Here is a 12,858-nt window from a genome sequence, read left to right as displayed (position 1 = left end):
GCGCATCTCCGACTCAGTCGACGCACTGAAAGACCTACACCTTCAGCACATCACCAAACCCGCCAACCCGCACCCCCGCCGCACGAATCGCCATAGCAACTTTCGGCGACAACAACGCGCGCAATTCGTCCTCGTGACGATACATCCTCATCCCGTCACTCAACGGCCGCTCCCCCGCCACCGCGGGATGGCAGTAAATCTCCCCCACCCCATGCGGCAGATCGGCGAGCGCCGCCAGCCACGCCGCCTCATCCATCCGGCCGCTATCGGCGATTCCCACTACGTAATCGTTATGCGCGATGCCGGCGCGATCCAGACGCGCCTTGACCCGCGCGATCCACGGCCGCAACCACAGCGGCGCATTCGCTTCGAACGGCAAGCGCATGGCCTTCATCCCATACTCGCGGCCGATGTCCAGAATCAATCCGAGCACCGTCGGGTGCAAATGAAAATGCTTGTGCGTGTTGACGTGGTCGAGCGTCAGACCGGTCTGCGCAAAGGCATCGAACTGCGCGCGAATTTCCCGCGCAAGCTGCTTGCGCACATGTGGCAAAAAGAAAAACCGCACGCCGTCGCGCACCATGTTGTCGCCGAAGCGGCCATGCTCGTCGAGCAAGGCGGCAATCCCCGCGCGCGGCGTGACCGCGTCGCCGTCGGCCAGCACCAGATGCAGGCCGACGCGCAGCCGCGGCAAGGCGCGGGCGCGCGCCACCGCGTCGCCGGCAGCCGGTGCGCCGATCATCAGGCTCGCGGCGCTCAGCACGCCTTCGCGATGCGCCTGCTCGACCGCCAGATTCACCCGCGCGTGCAGGCCGAAATCGTCGGCGGTGACGATCAATGCGCGTGGCTTAGCCGCCATCCGACGTCTCCATCACATCCATCACGTTCAACGCGCCGTTGCGCGCGGCCTTCGAGGTGGAAGCGTCGATGGGCACGCGCGCACCGCGCCATATCACATGTGAGCCGAACACGGCGGCGCACCACTGCAACGCCAGCAACGTATCACGCAACGGCACCAGCGGCAGATCTCGCCAGAACGTCCGCTCACGACGCGCCGAGCGCAGATGCAACAACAGACGCGCGGCGAGGCCGGCGGCCGTGCCGGTTGCGCTCGTGAACGCGGCCCACGCATGCACCGCGTCGGACGAACTGGCCGCGAGGGCGGTGGTGAGCCACGCGCTGGCCACGAGCCAGGGTGTAGGAAACGTAATGAAGAGGAACGCGAAACCCGGCGCATTCACCGAGCGAATCGTACGCAGCCAGCGTGTTTCGCGCTGCCACAAGGCGGATAACGCCGGCTCGATCACGTCGGTGGCCACCGTCACGCGCGAGAGCACGGTTTGCAGGCCGAGGGCGCGTACGTGTTCGGCCAGCCAGTAATCGTCCGCGAGACAGTTTTTCAGCGCCTCGAAACCGCCGATGCGCTCGAGCGTGGCGCGCCGCAACGCGAGCGTCGCACCGAAGCCGAAACGGCGCGAGCCGGCCGCGTGCGCGACCCGCACCGACGGCGCGAACCATTCGTTGATGAAGAGCGCGCCCACGCGCGGCCAGAAGCCGCCGATGCCGCGCGCCACGTAGAGGCACGTGACCACGCCAACACGCGCGTCCGCGAGTGGCGCGGCCACAGTGTCGAGATAATCGGCTTCGACGGCAATGTCGCTGTCGGCAATCACGATCACGTCATGGCGTGCCCGCGCCGCCATGTTGATCAGATTGCTGACCTTGAGATTGCTGCCGTGCACGCGCGTGTCGATCGCGAGTTCGATGTCGTGCGATGGATAGGCGGCTTGCAAACGGCGCACTACGGCAATCGCCGGATCGTCCGGCGAGGACACGCCGAGCACCAGTTGAAAATGCTCATGACGTTGATCGCAAAAGGTCCGCAGATTGTCGTAGAGACGCGGCTCCGCGCCGCACAGCGGCTTGAGCACGCTGACGCTGACACGCGCGAAGCGATGCAGCGGCTGCGAAGCTTGCGAGGTGGAATAAGAGGCACGACCCGCTGTGCCGCGGCGCGAGCCGAAAAACGGCATCGCGACAGCCGCCAGCAGCGCGTACAGCGACGCGCATGCGCAGCCGGCTAGCAGGATCCATTGGGATGCCGTCACCGCGTGCACCGCCATCGTCCGGTTCCGTCAGTGCTCGGCCAGCACGAACGCTCTGCCGGTCAGGCGCAGATGAAGAATCACGAGCCAGCGCCGCGGACAATCCGAGGCGATCGCGACCGGCCGCGCGAGACGGTTGGTCCCGGTCGCATAGTGGCCCTGCAGCGCGAGTTCGAAGGCAGCGTGCGCGAACTGGCGCGTCACGATCACGCCGCTCGCAATCACGGCGATGGCGAGCAGACGGAACGGCATGGAACTGAAGACGCTCTGCGAAACCGGCAGCACCAGCAGTGCGAGGCACGCGAGCAACTCGGCGCCCATGGCGGTGAGCGAGGCCACCATCAGGTGGGCGCGCAGCATGTCGACGGTGGCTGGCTTCATGGCTGGGTCTCGTGACCTGATGGAATGCCCGGCGCCCTGATTCGACGCAACTCGTCGGCGTGGAAAAGCACCGACTGTCATCCCATCGATGTGCTTACGATTGAACTGCAACGACATCGCAACAGCCCCGCCGCCGCGTGTCCGCGATGACGCAGCGACAGCGATCTGTTGAGGGGCGATAGTAGCGATTCAAGCTGAAGGAAACCTTAAGGAAGAAGGCGTATAAAGCGGGGGATGAACAGCATGGTTAAACTTCGGATTACGGCCCAGCGCCTGCTCGAATATCGCCGCTGCCGTGCAATGGAACATCGAACGGAAATAATCAACTCATGCGCGTACTCCTCGTAGAAGACGACGACCTGATCGGCTGCGGTATCGAAGCGGGACTGCGTCAAGCCGGCTTCACGGTCGACTGGGCTCGCGACGGCCACAAGGCCGGTCTCGCGCTCGACACCACCGCCTACGCGCTGGTGCTGCTCGATCTCGGCCTGCCCCGCGTGTCAGGTATGGAACTGCTGAAACGCCTGCGCGATTCGGGCAAGGACGTGCCGGTGCTCGTGCTGACCGCGCGGAGCACGGTGGTCGACCGTGTCGGCGGCCTCGAAGCGGGCGCCGACGACTATCTCGGCAAGCCCTTCGATCTGACCGAACTGATCGCCCGTTGCCGGGCGTTGTTGCGCCGCGCGCAGGGCCGCAGCGTCGAGCGGATCCGCTATCAGGACCTGACGGTCAACCCGGCCGCGCAAACCGTCGAAGTGGGCGCGACGCGCGTGTCGCTCACCTCGCGCGAGTGGGCGATCCTGTTGCAGTTGCTGACCAACCAGGGGATTCCCCAGTCGCGCTCGCGTCTCGAAGAAAGCCTGTATGGCTGGCAGGAAGAAATCGAGAGCAACGCGATCGAGGTGCATGTGTCCAATCTGCGCAAGAAACTCGGCGCGAAGCTGATCAAGACCGTGCGCAATATCGGCTACGTGGTGGAGAAAGAATGATGGGCGCGTCGATTCGCCGGCGTCTCGTGCTGTTGGTCCTCACCAGCATCGCGCTGGTCTGGGGCATTGCGCTGGTGTCGAGTTATCGTCAGGCCACGCGCGAAGTCGCCGAATGGGAAGAGGCGCGTCTCGCCGAACTCGCGCAGATTCTCGCCCTGCTCGATCAGCGCAATCTGACCACGCTCGCCAACGCGCGCATCGACGTGCGCGAGGAAGAAAAAGGCGGCGAGCCGGGCGCCAACGACAGCGACGACGACGACGCGCTGCCGCGCGACGCGCTGTTCCAGGTGCGCGGCCCGAACGGCGCCGTGCTGGCGGGCAGCCCGCAATTGCGCGAACTCAAGGCGTGGGACCTGCCGGTGCCGGCCGTGAGCGGCACGCAGGACATCACGCTCGGCGGCCAGATGTACCACTCATTCACTTTGCGCGACACCACGCTCGGCCACACCGTGCGCGTCTTCGAACCGGCCAATACGCGCAGCGACCTGGTGAGCGGCGTCGCGAGCCGGATCGCCCGGCCTACGCTGGTCGCGCTGCCGGTGCTGGCGGTGCTGGTGTGGCTCAGCATCGGCTGGAGTCTGGCGCCGCTCAGGCTGCTCTCGCGCGCTATCCGCTCACGCGACGTGAACCGGCTGGAACCGATCGACATCGGCCGCGCGCCGACCGAGGTGCGCCCGCTGGTCGATGCGATCAATCAGCTGCTGTCGCGTTTGCTGCATTCATTGGAGCGCGAACGCGCGTTCACCGCCGACGCCGCGCACGAACTGAAAACGCCGCTGGCCGCGATCAAGGTGCAGGCGCAAGTCGCGCTGGCGGAACAGGACACCGTGCGCCAGCGGCTGGCCATGGAGCGCGTGGTGCAAGGCGTCGACCGCAGCGCGCGGCTCGCGGAGCAATTGCTGCTGCTCGCGCGCCTGGACGTGCATGAAAAAATCTCGACGGCGCCGCTCAAACCGGCAACGGTGGCGAAAGACGCGCTGCTCGCCAACGAGCGCAACGCGCAGCAGAAAAACATTCACGTGATGCTGCTCGGCGACATGCGCGCAGAGATCGACGCGGAGCCCGTGCTGATCGGCATCCTGCTCGACAATCTGCTCGATAACGCGATCAAGTACGGGCACGCCGGCGGCATCATCGAAGTGGCGGTGCAGCACGCCGAAGACCGGGTGCAGGTGACCGTGCGCGATGACGGCCCCGGTGTCGCGGCGGGCGACCTCGACCGTCTGACGAATCGTTTTTTCCGCGCGACCGGCAATCAGGCCACCGGCAGCGGACTAGGTCTTTCGATCGTCGCGCGGATCGCGGAGCATTTCGGCGCGAGCCTGCGTCTGGGCAAGGGTATCGGCGAGAGCGGGCTCGCGGTCGAGGTGTCGTTTCCCGCTTATGCGCAGGCGGGCTAAGGTGCGCGCTCGAACGCCCGCTCCGGTGCCCGGTTCGACGACTCCGCGAACTGCCATGCAATGAGGCCGGGCACGAACATCACGAGGTCGCGAATCCGGCGCGCGCCGGCCAGCGCGAGACAGATGGATGGATCGAGGCCCAGCGCGCCGCCGATCAGAATGAAGCCGCCCTCCTGCACGCCGAGACCGCCCGGCACGAAGAAGGCCGCGCTACTGATTGCCTGGATCAGCGATTCGATCACCACCGCTTCCACCAGCGTGACCTGCACGCCGAGAAAGTGCAGCGCCAGCCAGATTTCCAGCGACGTGAGGAAGCACTGCAGCGGCTGCCAGAAGAACAGGTAGCGCAACACCACGCCACGCCGGCGCCAGATCAGCTTGATGGCCTGATCGATCTGCGCCGACTGCCCGACCAGCGCGGCGAGCTTGCCGCTCGTCATATGATTGAGCGCGCGCGTGATGCGCTCGAACGGACTCGCATGCTGCACCAGCGCGAACAGCACCAGCAACGGCGTGAGCACCACCACGCCCCACGCCAGTTGCCCGGCGAGCCGCAGCGTGTCGGAATGCGCGTGTGCAAACAGAAAGCCGATGCCGACCATCGTGAAGAGCAACTGGCTGATCACCGTGAGCTGCATATCGACGATGATGCTGCCCACCGCCATGGATGGCCGCACGCCCCAGCGCTTGAGCATGCGAAACGACACCACTTCGCCGCCGATGCGCGCCACCGGCAGCATGCTATTCACCGATTCGCGCACCCACACGAGGTGCAGCATATTGAGGAGACCAGGACGGTTCGCGCCGCGAATCAGCGAACGCCAGTCGCAAGCGTTGGCGAGCATCGGCAGCACGTGCGCGAGCGCCGCCAGCAGCAGCCCCACGCCGGCCGCGCGCAGCGCGCCGAGCACGGCGCCGGGATTGTCCTGCCAGACGAGCCAGAGCGACACCAGCAAGCCGGCTAGCGCGGCTACGCGGCCGAGATGCTTCGTCACGCGAGCACCCCCTGCGCGCGCTTCAGGCGCCTTGCCGTGCTTTTAACCGCTGCTTTAAAAAACCTGCGCATCATGACCGATCCGTGGTGCCGTTCATTCGTCCTGTGCCGCCGACAACAGGCCGTCGCCATCCACCTTGAAGCTGACGCCTCGCCAGATCACGCGCGAGGACCAGAAGCTCGCGACGAAGATCGCAAACGATACGATATCCCAGAACGGTAGCAGCCACAGATCGCGATGCGCCTGCTTCAACGCGCGATCGGACAGCAGTTTCAAGGCGAGCCGCGCGCACATGGCGGCCAGCGCGAGCGACCACGCCCACCAGCCGCCAGCCGAGAAGATGACCGCGAGTAGCGCGAACGCGAACGGATGAACCAGCGCGGAGCCGAGATGGCCGAGCGGATCGATGCGGCGAATAGTGCGGCTCCAGCGCAGTTCATGCGCGATCAGTTGCGCCGCGCTCGATTCGACGCAGGCATGCGAGATCGTGAACGGCGGAATCACCACCTTCTCGCCGATCAGGCGCACCGCCTCGCCGATCGCATGGTCCTCGGCCAGATGCCGCACGAACGGCGTAAAGCCGCCGATTTTTTCGAGCGTATCGCGCCGCATCACGATGGTCTGCCCGAAGCACGGGCGCGCGAGCCCGAGCGCGAGACCGGTCACGACACCCGGCAGGAACTGATAGTTGGTCGCTTTGGCCGACAGGCGCGGCCAGAAGCCCGGATCGGGCTGTCCGCGATACGCGCAGGTGACGAGTCCGACGCCGGGCTTCTGCAGCTCGCCGATCACATTGCGCAGATAGTTCGGGCCGACGCTCACGTCGCTGTCGGCGAAAACGAGCACGTCGTGCCGCGCTTGCGGCAGCATGTTGAGGATGTTGCTGATCTTGCGGTTCGGGCCGTACAGGCGCGTGTCGGCCACCACGGTGATGTCGGCTTCGGGAAAGTGGCGCCGCAGATCGTCGACGGTTTGCAGCGCGGGGTCGGCCGAGTCGTGCACGCCGAACAGGAATTGCACGGGCCCTGGATAATCCTGCCGGCAGAAGCTCGACAGATTGGCGAGCAACGCCCACTCGTTACCGTGCAGCGGTTTGACGATGGTGACCGGCGGAAAGGTGCTCGGCTCGGACACCGCTCGCGCGAAGAATCGTCCGATCAACGCGCCGGCGAGCACAGTGTAGCCGACGCCGACAACGGCGCCCGCCGCGCACGCATAGGCCAGCGTGACATCGAGCAGGTGCGCGGCGTTCACGCCTCGTGGGCGCGCAGGAACCGGAAGAATTCGACGCCTTCACGCAAGCGCCGTTTCATCATGTCCCAGCTCGTCAACATCTCATGCAGGATTTCCCAGATCTTCGACGGGCGGAAATAGAACCGCTTATAGAAGTTTTCGAGCTGATGGTAGATCTCGTCGCGCGACAGATGCGGATAGCCGATCGCGGCCAACTGCACGCCTTCCTTGCTCACGAGATTGATCACCTTGTTCTCTTCGAGCCAGCCGTTTTCGACCGCCTGGTTGTAGAGCGTCGTGCCCGGATACGGCGCGGCGAGCGACACCTGGATCGTGTGCGGATTGATCTCCTTGGCGTACTCGATCGTCTTCTGGATCGTGTCCTGCGTTTCGCCCGGCAGACCGAGAATGAAAGTGCCGTGAATCTTGATGCCGAGCTTGCGGCAATCGTCGCTGAAACGGCGCGCGATGTCGGTGCGCAGACCTTTCTTGATGTTCAGCAGGATCTGGTCGTCGCCGGATTCGTAGCCGACCAGCAGAAGGCGCAGGCCGTTTTCCTTCATGATCTTGAGCGTGGTGTACGGCACGTTCGCCTTCGCATTGCACGACCACGTCACACCCAGTTTGCCGAGGCCGCGAGCGATTTCCTCGACGCGCGGTTTGAAGTCGGTGAAGGTATCGTCGTCGAACATGATCTCCTTGACTTCAGGCATGTTGTCGCGAATCCACTTCACTTCCGCCAGCACGTTCTCGACCGAACGCGTGCGGTAGCGATGCCCGCCCACGGTCTGCGGCCACAGACAGAAGGTGCACTTCGAACGGCAGCCGCGGCCCGTGTAGATCGACACGTACGGATGCTTCAGATAGCCGATGAAGTAGTTGTCGATCTTCAGATCGCGCTTGTACACGGGCGCCACGAACGGCAGCTCGTCCATATTCTCGAGAATCGGGCGCGCTTCGTTGTGCTCGATCGAACCGTCGCGGTTGCGATAGCTGAGCCCTTTGATCTGCGCGAACGGTTTGCCCTCGGCGATTTCCTGGCAGGTGAAGTCGAATTCCTCGCGGCAGACAAAGTCGATCGCCTCGCTCGCGGTCAGCGAATTGTGCGGATCGACCGCCACCTTCGCGCCGACCATACCGATCAGCAGCGACGGCTTGCGCTTTTTCAGGTCTTCGGCGAATAGCGCGTCGGTGGGAAAGGACGGCGTGCTGGTGTGGATCAGCACCAGATCGTATTGCTGCGCAATGTCGAGCGATGCCTCGACGGACAGGCCGTCGGCGGGCGCGTCGAGCACACGGCTGTCGGGCACGAGTGCGGCGGGCTGCGCGAGCCACGTCGGATACCAGAATGAGCGGACTTCACGCTTGGCCTGATAGCGCGAACCCGCGCCACCATCGAAGCCGTCATACGACGGCGCCTGCAAGAACAGGGTTTTCATGGATGCTCCAGCAAGCCTTGTATCGGCGCTTTCAGTTCTCTGTCGCCAAACTATCGGAACTATTGCCCGCCACCCGGCGGGGGAATCGCGCAAATACTACGGAGCAAAGCTGAAGGAAACCTTAAGGAAAATACGGACGCCGACGATACCGGCGGCGCTGTTCCATGTGCTTGGAAACTGGCGTCGGACTACGTGCGGCAGCCAGGATCGTGCGGGCAAAATCCGGCTCACGGCGCTTCATGTCAAGCGTGTGAACGAGCCGCTTTTTTCGATGTGGAGATCATGCAGATTGATGGCCGGCCGCACGCGTTGCGCGCGCGAACCGGCCATGACGTCAGACCGGCTTGATATCCGCCGCCTGTTTGCCCTTCGGCCCCTGCTTGATTTCAAAGCTGACCTTCTGGTTTTCCTGCAAGGACTTGAAACCTTCGGAACGAATCTCCGAGAAGTGGGCGAACAGATCTTCGCCGCCGTCGTCGGGGGTGATGAAACCAAAGCCTTTTGCGTCGTTAAACCATTTCACTGTACCGGTTGGCATGTCGATTCCTCTGTGCATCTGGGTTGATTGGGCTGCATTCGCCGAGCTTCGCCCGCCGCCGCGGGTGTGCGCCGGATCCTGTCACCGCTGCTCGACTCTACGCTTCTTTGCGCGGCGCTGCTTCGCCCGGTTTTCCGCCGCCGCAACAGCCGAGCCGCAAGACGCGTGCCGCGCACCAAGTCCGGGCAGGCCGCCGGTGCGATTTCACACAATCAGATAAGATGTTTGGTTATCGGCAGTCCACCCATGGCCGCGCAGGTCCAGCCCAATGTTTCACGACCGCGCGACCTGTCGTTTTCCCCTATACAGGAACCCCAGCATGGCCACCTCGAACTATACGGATACCCGACTTCTGATCAACGGCGAGTGGTGCGACGCCGCCAGCGGCAAGACGCTCGACGTCATCAACCCTGCCACCGGCAAGGCCATCGGCAAAGTGGCGCACGCCGGCATTGCCGATCTGGACCGGGCGCTGGCCGCCGCGCAGCGCGGCTTCGAAGCCTGGCGCAAAGTGCCGGCCAACGAGCGCGCCACGACCATGCGCAAGGCCGCCGCGCTGGTGCGCGAGCGCGCCTCGGACATCGGCCGCCTGATGACGCTGGAACAGGGCAAGCCGTTCGCCGAAGCACGCGTCGAAGTGCTGGCGGCAGCGGACATCATCGAATGGTTCGCCGACGAAGGCCGCCGTGTCTACGGCCGGATCGTGCCGTCGCGCAATCTCGCGGCGCAGCAACTGGTGCTCAAGGAACCGATCGGCCCGGTAGCCGCCTTCACGCCGTGGAACTTCCCGGTCAACCAGGTGGTGCGCAAGCTGAGCGCCGCGCTCGCGTGCGGCTGCTCGTTCCTCGTCAAGGCGCCGGAAGAAACCCCGGCATCGCCGGCCGCGCTGCTGCAGGCTTTCGTCGAAGCCGGTGTGCCGGCGGGCACGGTCGGCCTCGTGTTCGGCGACCCGGCTGAGATTTCGAGCTACCTGATTCCGCATCCGGTGATCCGCAAGGTCACGTTCACCGGCTCGACGCCGGTCGGCAAGCAACTGGCGGCACTGGCCGGCGCGCACATGAAGCGCGCGACGATGGAACTGGGCGGTCATGCGCCGGTCATCGTGGCCGAAGACGCCGACGTGGCGCTCGCCGTGAAAGCCGCGGGCGGTGCGAAGTTCCGCAATGCCGGTCAGGTCTGCATCTCGCCGACGCGCTTTCTCGTGCACAACAGCATCCGCGAAGAATTCGCCGCGGCGCTGGTCAAGCACGCTGAAGGCCTCAAGCTCGGCGACGGCCTCGTCGAAGGCACCACGCTCGGCCCGCTCGCCAACGCACGCCGTCTCACCGCGATGAGCAAGGTGCTCGACGACGCGCGCAAGACCGGCGCCAAGGTCGAAACCGGCGGCGAACGCGTGGGCTCGGAAGGCAACTTCTTTGCGCCGACCGTGCTGACCAACGTGTCGCTCGAATCGGACGTGTTCAACAACGAGCCGTTCGGCCCGATCGCCGCGATTCGCGGCTTCGACACGCTCGAGGAGGCGATCGCCGAAGCCAACCGTCTGCCGTATGGTCTGGCGGGTTATGCGTTCACGAAGTCGTTCACCAACGTGCATCTGCTGTCGCAGCAGCTGGAAGTCGGCATGCTGTGGATCAACCAGCCGGCCACGCCGTCGCCGGAAATGCCGTTCGGCGGCGTGAAGGATTCGGGCTACGGTTCGGAAGGCGGCCCGGAAGCGATGGAAGGCTATCTGGTCACCAAGGCGGTATCGGTGATGTCGGTTTAAGACGGACCGAGGCGGCTTACCGGCCGCCTCTTTTTACACCACCGTACCGGGTCCGCGAGCCGTCGCTCGCGGGCCTTTTTTATTGCCATGAACGACACCACCCAACAACTCATGCAAGCCACGCTGACCGGCAAGACCGTGGAGCTGCGGCCGCTTCAGCGGGACCATGCGCAAGGTTTGCTCGACGCCGCCGCGGACGGGCAATTGTGGAATATGAAGCTGACCGTGGTGCCCGGACCCGGCAGCATCGACAGCTATATCGCGACGGCGCTCGAAGGCCGCGCGGCCGGCACCGTGATGCCATTCGTGATCGCGCGGCGCGACACTGGCGCGCTGGTCGGCAGCACGCGGTTCTGGAAGATCGACCGGGTCAATCGCAAACTCGAAATCGGCCACACGTGGCTGAGCGAATCGGTGCAGCGCTCGGCGGTGAATACCGAGGCGAAGTATCTGCTGCTGTGCCACGCATTCGAAGCGATGCAATGCGTGCGCGTGCAATTCACCACCGACGAACTCAACGAGAAATCGCGCGCGGCGATTCTGCGCATCGGCGCGAAACAGGAAGGCGTGGTCCGGCACGAACGCATCATGCCGGATGGGCGTAAGCGCAACTCAGTGCGCTTTAGCATCATCGACGAGGAATGGGACGAGGTGAAGGCGATGCTGGAGGCAAAGCTGGCGCGGTAAAGCCACCAGCGCGCGGCCCGCTCACGCTTCTGAAAAGCGTAAGCGAGCCGCCTTCACCCTGCTCTACACATGCACATCCCGCTCATTCAGCGGCGGCGTGTTGGCCACCGCGAACTCCTCGCGTAACGCATCGCGCGCATGATGCCGGCGCACCCACATCGCCGTGAGGATCGGCACCAGAATGGCGGTCACCAGGCAGGCCGTCGCGACCATCGCGGTCGCGGCCGGCACCAGCGGCTTGAAGCTCGGAATCATTTCGCCGATGATCGCCGGATTCGCCACCGCGGCCCCCGCCGTCGACGACGCCGCCAGCCCCGCCGCCCCATTGCCGCCGGCGATCCAGCGGTCCGCGAGAATCAGCGGAATGCCCGTCACGACGATCACGCCGAGACCCAGCACGATGCCCGGCAAGCCGCTCTTCGCGATCACGCTGAGGTCGATGCCGTTGCCTAGCGCAAAGCCGAAGAACGGAATCAGCGGATGCACGCAACGGCCGAAGAACTCGCGCAATTCGCCATCCAGGTTACCCAGCGTGAAGCCGACCAGAAACGGCAGCACCGCGCCGACGAACAGACGCGGTTCGAAGAACGCCACGCCGGTCGCGCCGAGAATGATCATGCTGACGAGCGGCCCCGATTCGATCGACATCAGCACGAACGCGCCCGCCTCTTCCTTGGTCCCGTATTGCTGCATCACAGCCGCGTAGAGACCGCCGTTGGTCATGTCCATCGACGTCGTGATTGCCAGCACCGAGAGGCCGGCGAAGAGCCCCGCCTTGACGCCGTCGATCGGAATGAAGTGCGACGCGATGATCGTCGCGATCCACGCCACGAGCATTTTCGTCACCAGCAGCGTGCCCGACTTGCGCAGCACCGTGCCGGTCGCCCGCAGATCGATGGTCGCGCCCATGCAGAAGAACCACACCGCCAGAATCGGCACGGTGCCGGAGATCAACCCATTGGTGAACGAGCCGAAGTACTTGCCCGCGCCCGGCGCAAACGTGTGGACGCAGGCGCCGAGCAGCAACGGCACCAACATCAGGCCGCCAGGAATGCGGTCGATGGCCTTCTTGAGCTTCATGCCTCCTCCATGGACTTCGCGTCCAGTTATTGGGTAATTCACCCTGGGTAATGTCCCCGTTCTGACGCCGGGCTGCTCCCTTTCGGCGCAATATAGCACCGTGAAAGGAACGCTGTTCCGTTTCTGTTAGAAATAGCGCTCATCGTTTACCCGCGTGTTCTTTGAAAGCCTTGCCAGCCGTGATGCGGCGTCGCAATATTTTCGGACCACTGTTCCGAAACTGTATTTCTGCGCTACAGTCGAGCC

The 12,858-nt window shown here is 64.5% G+C and carries 12 protein-coding genes; 4 read left to right on the top strand and 8 right to left on the bottom strand.

Annotated features, from left to right (window positions below):
* Positions 1 to 34 precede the first annotated feature (34 nt).
* The 3 genes from hpnK to P0D96_RS01465 are packed head-to-tail and all read right to left on the bottom strand — an operon-like array spanning position 35 to position 2,486.
* Positions 35 to 859 carry a hopanoid biosynthesis-associated protein HpnK gene (gene hpnK / locus P0D96_RS01475; RefSeq protein WP_408176515.1) on the bottom strand — a complete coding sequence of 275 codons (825 nt, stop codon included), beginning with the start codon at positions 857 to 859 and terminating at the stop codon, positions 35 to 37.
* Positions 849 to 2,123, bottom strand: a complete 1,275-nt coding sequence (gene hpnI / locus P0D96_RS01470) for a bacteriohopanetetrol glucosamine biosynthesis glycosyltransferase HpnI (RefSeq protein ID WP_408310995.1) — start codon at positions 2,121 to 2,123, stop codon at positions 849 to 851. Before hpnI (P0D96_RS01470) ends, hpnK begins: the two co-directional genes overlap by 11 nt.
* 12 nt (positions 2,124 to 2,135) lie before the next feature.
* Positions 2,136 to 2,486, bottom strand: a complete 351-nt coding sequence (locus P0D96_RS01465) for a hypothetical protein (RefSeq protein WP_132374293.1) — start codon at positions 2,484 to 2,486, stop codon at positions 2,136 to 2,138.
* A 329-nt stretch (positions 2,487 to 2,815) separates the two neighbouring features.
* On the opposite strand from P0D96_RS01465, the gene P0D96_RS01460 reads away from it, so the two are divergent.
* Positions 2,816 to 3,475 (top strand): response regulator, encoded by a 660-nt coding sequence (locus P0D96_RS01460; RefSeq protein ID WP_408310993.1) that lies wholly within the window; start codon positions 2,816 to 2,818, stop codon positions 3,473 to 3,475.
* On the top strand, positions 3,472 to 4,875 hold the full coding sequence (locus P0D96_RS01455; RefSeq protein WP_408176511.1) for an ATP-binding protein: 1,404 nt from the start codon (positions 3,472 to 3,474) through the stop codon (positions 4,873 to 4,875). Before P0D96_RS01460 ends, P0D96_RS01455 begins: the two co-directional genes overlap by 4 nt.
* Here P0D96_RS01455 and P0D96_RS01450 read toward each other — a convergent pair.
* From P0D96_RS01450 to P0D96_RS01435, 4 genes are all read right to left on the bottom strand, one after another.
* Positions 4,872 to 5,870: a flippase-like domain-containing protein gene (locus P0D96_RS01450; RefSeq protein WP_408310990.1), complete on the bottom strand. Its 999-nt coding sequence runs from the start codon at positions 5,868 to 5,870 to the stop codon at positions 4,872 to 4,874. The two genes, P0D96_RS01455 and P0D96_RS01450, sit on opposite strands and share 4 nt — an antisense overlap.
* Before the next feature lie 93 nt (positions 5,871 to 5,963).
* Positions 5,964 to 7,124: a bacteriohopanetetrol glucosamine biosynthesis glycosyltransferase HpnI gene (gene hpnI / locus P0D96_RS01445; RefSeq protein WP_408281972.1), complete on the bottom strand. Its 1,161-nt coding sequence runs from the start codon at positions 7,122 to 7,124 to the stop codon at positions 5,964 to 5,966.
* Complete coding sequence (gene hpnJ / locus P0D96_RS01440; RefSeq protein WP_408176507.1) at positions 7,121 to 8,542, bottom strand: hopanoid biosynthesis associated radical SAM protein HpnJ; 1,422 nt, start codon at positions 8,540 to 8,542, stop codon at positions 7,121 to 7,123. The genes hpnI (P0D96_RS01445) and hpnJ overlap by 4 nt, the downstream gene beginning before the upstream one ends.
* A gap of 334 nt (positions 8,543 to 8,876) precedes the next feature.
* Positions 8,877 to 9,080 carry a cold-shock protein gene (locus tag P0D96_RS01435; protein WP_007181784.1) on the bottom strand — a complete coding sequence of 68 codons (204 nt, stop codon included), beginning with the start codon at positions 9,078 to 9,080 and terminating at the stop codon, positions 8,877 to 8,879.
* 319 nt (positions 9,081 to 9,399) lie between these two features.
* Here P0D96_RS01435 and P0D96_RS01430 point away from each other — a divergent pair, with 319 nt between their 5' ends.
* A complete protein-coding gene (locus tag P0D96_RS01430; RefSeq protein ID WP_408310986.1) occupies positions 9,400 to 10,845 on the top strand; it encodes an NAD-dependent succinate-semialdehyde dehydrogenase in 1,446 nt (481 codons plus the stop codon).
* Positions 10,846 to 10,932: 87 nt separating this feature from the next.
* Complete coding sequence (locus P0D96_RS01425; RefSeq protein ID WP_408310983.1) at positions 10,933 to 11,532, top strand: GNAT family N-acetyltransferase; 600 nt, start codon at positions 10,933 to 10,935, stop codon at positions 11,530 to 11,532.
* 63 nt (positions 11,533 to 11,595) lie between these two features.
* Here the strand turns inward: P0D96_RS01425 and kdgT are convergent, their stop codons facing one another.
* Complete coding sequence (gene kdgT, locus P0D96_RS01420; protein WP_408183591.1) at positions 11,596 to 12,612, bottom strand: 2-keto-3-deoxygluconate transporter; 1,017 nt, start codon at positions 12,610 to 12,612, stop codon at positions 11,596 to 11,598.
* Between the last annotated feature and the right edge of the window lie 246 nt (positions 12,613 to 12,858).

The organism is Paraburkholderia sp. RL17-347-BIC-D, assembly GCF_046027915.1.
Taxonomy (GTDB): domain Bacteria; phylum Pseudomonadota; class Gammaproteobacteria; order Burkholderiales; family Burkholderiaceae; genus Paraburkholderia.
The sequence above is the reverse complement of the archived record's forward strand: the minus strand, read 5'-3'. Positions and strand labels throughout refer to the sequence as shown.